This is a genomic window from Acetobacter tropicalis, from assembly GCF_001580915.1.
In the GTDB taxonomy this organism is placed as follows: domain Bacteria; phylum Pseudomonadota; class Alphaproteobacteria; order Acetobacterales; family Acetobacteraceae; genus Acetobacter; species Acetobacter tropicalis.
This window is the reverse complement of the sequence record NZ_LHZQ01000122.1, coordinates 1-4,965: the sequence shown is the minus strand read 5'-3', so window position 1 is coordinate 4,965 and position 4,965 is coordinate 1. Positions and strand designations below refer to the sequence as shown.

The following is a 4,965-nucleotide window of genomic DNA, read 5'->3' as shown; positions in this document are numbered from 1 at the left end:
AGCCTGATTACGCCCGCGGCTCTCTCCGGATGCTTACGCCGATGCGGCAGGGTCGGGGTTCTATGCCGAAGACCGGCTGGCCGGGGTGAAATTCCTCGGCTTACACCGAGTGGCAGAGTATCTTGAGGAGGAAGAAGGCATCCGGATCGACGAAATCCCAGAGCCTTCGTTCTCAGCAAGCGCACCGGCTGTCAGTCTCGATACCTATCTTGCTGGGCGAGACCGGACAACAATCCCCGAAATCTTGAAGGCCATTCCAGGTATATTGGAAAAAGACCTGCCCGCCAGCCTCAGGGAGGCAGGGTGGGATTCAGGGCGGTCAGCAACAGGGCGCTTCTGGGTGAAAATCAAAAACGGATAGTCGTTACTGGCAAGCAGCTTCCAATTTCGAAGCCGCTTGCCAGCCTCACGTTAAGCGGGCATTCCGCTTCCGCCTCATGGCGGACATAAACATCCCATTCGCCTTCACTCCGAAGCGGACTGCCCCCGTATGTGCAGGCGTTCGGCAATCCGTTGCCAGATGAAGGCTTTTGCGTCAGATACCGAGAGGCCATGCCCAGTTGAAATAACGATCGTAGACGTCGGCCAAATCCGTTGGCGCGGCGTGCGAGCTGATTGCTCTCGAATACGAATAATCCACAGTCGAAATCGAGGTGGAAAAGCTCTGCTCTATGTATGGATCGAAGGGCTCGAAGCCGTGCGACGCCGCACGATAGTCAGTGTTGATGGTCTTCAGCCAGCTGACGCAGACCGCCTGAGCACCAGCGGCCTTCAGATAAGCTCGGGCGGCTTCGAAGCTGTTGCCCTCGGTGCAAATGTCATCGACGACAAGGACACGCTTGCGGTTGCGCGTGGGCGGCGCCTTGTAAGGTCTTCCGCTGACTCCGCGAACCGGCGTCGGATTGAGCCGGATTGTATTGAGCTGATTGTCGAGGCCCACACTCTTGCCCGAAATGCGTGCTGTTTGCGATTTTACCGCCTTGGCATGACGCAGGATCAGATCGGGCAGATAGCTTTTGCGGAGCGACTGGCCGAGAATGTTGAGTGCATCACTGATCACGGTTTCGTTAGACGTCGGCGAGTGGCCAGGATACGCGGTTATATAGTCGATTTCATCGACAAGGCCTGAGAAGTAAATCCGCGCAGCCAGTAAGCGCCCCCAGAAATTGGCATCACCCATGCCATGTTTGGAGGTGGCTCTGGCACTTTCGGAATAGGCGTGTGCCTGCGCATATTTGGGTGATAGAGTCGTAAATGGCGCCAGCGCATAGACCCTGAGATCCGCCTGTTCGAGGGTCCAAAACCAACTGTCTAGGCCAAGGCAGAGACAATCTACGAAACGCGCGACATCAAGTGGGGAAACGAACTGAAAGCCATAGGGGTTGGCGGCGCTGTGCCACATGACGTTCACGAAAAGGAGGCTGCCATTGGTGGCGGTCTTCATATCGTCGTTGGTATTGCCGACATATAGCACCTCGCGACGCTGCCAGCCCTTCTCTGACAGAATATGTGCGGTGGAATTGGCACGCGGTTTGTAGGGCATTCCGTTCTGCCCACCGATATAATAGCTGACGGGGCCGAGGCTTTCTTCCAGCAAGGTTCGGAAAGGCTTCGACTTACTGGGGCCAGTGACCGTCCAGTCGTGGTTGCTGATAAATACCGGTTCGACACCGCGCGTCTTGAGATAGCGCAACAGCCGCAGCGTTTCCTCAAGAAGTGGTACGTTGATCGTGCCCTCCATCACAAGTACATCGTGCAGCGAAAAGATCACCCCTTTGAGCACGGTTAGCTGTCCCCGAATAGTGAAAGTTGGCCCGATTGGGCGAGTGAAAGTTTGCCGATCGCCGCGCGGACAAAGGCATCGAACCGAGCCTGATCGCGCGGGACGGTGAATATTTCACCGCTCGTGAGTCCCAAGCCACGCCCCAGTAATACGCGGTCATCGGGCCACTCGGGCAAGCGCAGGCAGGCAATCGGCCGGCCTAGATTGGTGGCGAAGCGGACGGTATGGGCGGTGCCACTACGACGGTTCCATTCGGCGGGGATCAGGATGCGGCCGAGTGCGGCCTGAAGCCTGTTGCGCTGAACGAAATTCTCGGCGCTGTAGGATGTAGTCGGGAGATACTCGCTGACGATTGTGCCGCCCGTCCTTAGAATATGGTCGCGTAGCCGTCCCGATCCCTTGGGATAGTCCTCAAGCATGCCGGTACCGAGCACTGCGATAGTCGGAACGCCAGCGCGCAGTGAATGTTCATGCGCCAGTTTGTCGATACCGGCGGCAAGACCACTGACGGTGGGCACACCCCATTCTCCGAGGCAAGCACCGACATAGCGCGAGAGAAATAGCCCGTCGCTGCTTGGTTTGCGGGTACCCACAATCGCGATCGACGGTTGGGCAAGGCGCTCAACGCTGCCTTGGAAGAACAGCCACTGTGGTGGGCGCTCAAGGTCGAGCAAAGCGGAAGGAAAGCCGGGCGAGTTACGAAACAGCAACCCGATGCCGAGCGCCTCGAGATGCTCGGCAAGGCGCTCGCCCTGTTCGCGGGCATGCTCGCGAACTCGCAACCACTGCCGTTCGGATATTGGCTTACCATCACTACCTGCCGGAATGGTCGCGCCCAGACCATATTCGAGCGCATCGGCGAACGACCTGCGATCGTCGGCCACGGCGAACAAGGTTTTCTGACCTATGCCGCGAATGGTCGAAAGGGCGAGAAAAGCTCGCTCCTCGTTGGTCGTGCTAGTGCTGGGCCACGTAAGCGCCATGGGACGATGGATGTCGCTGGGCCTATCCATGGTTATAGCCCCTCGGAGGCAAACGGGTTGTCAGGAAACACCCGTCGTGCGACAAACAGGCCGATGATCGGGACATTGGGGAAGCGATCTGTGAGCACGCTGTACATGGCCCGGTAATGTGTGCCGGCAGTCAGGACATCGTCGACGATACCAATCGCCTGTGGTGCCGGGGCGGCGATAGCTTCGTTGATCGAATACAGCTCAAGCAGTTGCTCGACCGTGACGCGGTCGCCTTGCCCGGTTTCATGCGATGCCGGGGTCGAAGCTACTTGGTGGACAAGATCGCGCACATCGGGCGGTGGCTGGCGCATAAGCCGGCAAATGCGCTCCATGCGGTCATCATATTCGGGATGACCGGTTACCTTTGAGCCAGGCACAGGCACTAGGGTGGCGCAAGCGAGCCAGACCGGATTGAGAGCGGCGCCGAGCACGCGGCCACAGGTGCCGATCACCTGGCTCTTATACCGATAATGTGGCAGGTCCGCCTGACTAGGTTTCTTCTTGAGATTGCTGATCAAATTGTTGGTGGCGCTGAAAGAATAGTCGCGGTGCGAGGTGTACTCGTAAAGATAGTAGCAGCGGTCGTCGGCCGTCAGGTGATAATGATCCTTACGGTTCGTTTCGTCGATCTGCGAGAGCCGGACGTCGTTAACCAAGAGCGCTCCAGATGTCGTCGGGTGTCTTCACGCGCACTGCACCTTCCGCTTCGAAGCGTGCCGGCCAGGTGATGTCGCTGCGGTGGAAGCAGTTATCGAGAATAAAAAGCTTGCGGCCTTGATGGAGCGCGGCGCGTGCCTGAGTCAGTGTGCCCGACGTGTCACCGGCCTCGACGATGATCGTGCCCTCGGTAAGGGCGCTCATTGTGACATTGCGCTCCGGGAAGAAAAGCCGGTTATGCTGGGGCGATTGCTTGGCGTAGCGAAGGACGGGCACCTGTGAGATGAGGAGATGATCGCGTGCTATCTCCTCCTGTAGTAGGGCATTCTCCTTGGGGTAGCAAGAGCCAAGCGGCGTGCCGACCACGGAAATGGTATGCCCACCACGGGCGATCGCGGCGCGATGGGCGGCGGAATCAATGCCCCTGGCAAGGCCGGAGACGACGGTAAAGCCGCGATCGACCAGTTCGCGGGCGAGGCGCTCGGCGCGGCGGATGCCGTTGGACGAAGCCTCGCGACTGCCGACGACGGCTACGCACCGTGTTTCCGTGATTTCCCAGACGCCTCGAAAGTAGAGCAGTTCGACCGGATGACGCGCATCGCGCAGCTTGGCGGGATAGTCACCGGCGTGATGGATCCGGACGCCGAACTGGTGGACGCCCGCCTTTTTCAGATTCGCCATCACCTCAGTGCCGTATTGGTCAGCCACCTGTGGCGCCACGAAATCCGACGGAAGCGCTTCAGCATCGAGTGCAAAGCGATCGGCGAGCGTTTTGAAGGTTGCGCCTTTTTCGAGCCACAGAGCTTCATAGGCTCCGATCTCACGAAGCGGTGAGATCGGAGCCAGAACTGGGCTAGAGTTGCTGAAAGCGAGACGCAAGCTCATACTATTCCAGCGCCTATTAAATGTATTTGTTCCATCTGAGCCTGTCCCTTCCCTCAGTGCTAGCCTCAAGACTATAGATGCAAGGCTAAAAACGTCCCAGCGCAAGTGAAACGTCTGCTCGCCGTTAAGGGCACCACCGTGTCAGATGAAATGACAGCTATTACCTTTTAATGATGTTCCTAATGTGTTCGAAAGTCAACGTGGGGCTTCGTAAGGCGATCACGCTCGCATAATCGGAAAGACGGCATCAGTCCGGATGAATATCCAGTATTTTGAGCTTTACGCCGGAACCGGACATTCCCGTTTCCCTCAGATCTGCCTGTCTGCTCAATGAATTTGAAGCAGGCAGGCGGCAGTCGCTCTCATGTCAGTCATACAGTCACTCCGGGGTGCTTTCCGCATAGCGGACACTCTGCCATCCTGTAACTTGGTCAGGCTATTGCCTCCGGGAAGATTTATTCTTCTAAGCCGCGAGTTGTAGACCATTCAGTTCGCGTCGTTTCTCTCTACAGCGAGGTATTTCCCGATCAAGGATTGCTGCGAAGCGATCATCATTTTTTGAGAGATCAAACAAGCATGGCTGTTCCGTGGGTAATCCCCCCATTTTTAGTGGGGCATTGAATGAGA

General features: G+C 57.5%; 4 protein-coding genes. All 4 read right to left on the bottom strand.

The window, feature by feature from the left end:
• Positions 1-535: 535 nt before the first annotated feature.
• From AD944_RS01295 to AD944_RS01280, 4 genes are read right to left on the bottom strand one after another with little or no spacing between them, the layout of a single operon-like run.
• Positions 536-1,783 carry a hypothetical protein gene (locus AD944_RS01295; RefSeq protein ID WP_052427247.1) on the bottom strand — a complete coding sequence of 416 codons (1,248 nt, stop codon included), beginning with the start codon at positions 1,781-1,783 and terminating at the stop codon, positions 536-538.
• A 2-nt stretch (positions 1,784-1,785) separates the two neighbouring features.
• Complete coding sequence (locus AD944_RS01290; RefSeq protein WP_052427248.1) at positions 1,786-2,796, bottom strand: DNA-processing protein DprA; 1,011 nt, start codon at positions 2,794-2,796, stop codon at positions 1,786-1,788.
• Positions 2,797-2,798: 2 nt separating this feature from the next.
• Positions 2,799-3,452 (bottom strand): hypothetical protein, encoded by a 654-nt coding sequence (locus tag AD944_RS01285; protein WP_045543220.1) that lies wholly within the window; start codon positions 3,450-3,452, stop codon positions 2,799-2,801.
• Positions 3,445-4,338: a DNA-processing protein DprA gene (locus AD944_RS01280; protein ID WP_045543221.1), complete on the bottom strand. Its 894-nt coding sequence runs from the start codon at positions 4,336-4,338 to the stop codon at positions 3,445-3,447. The genes AD944_RS01285 and AD944_RS01280 overlap by 8 nt, the downstream gene beginning before the upstream one ends.
• Between the last annotated feature and the right edge of the window lie 627 nt (positions 4,339-4,965).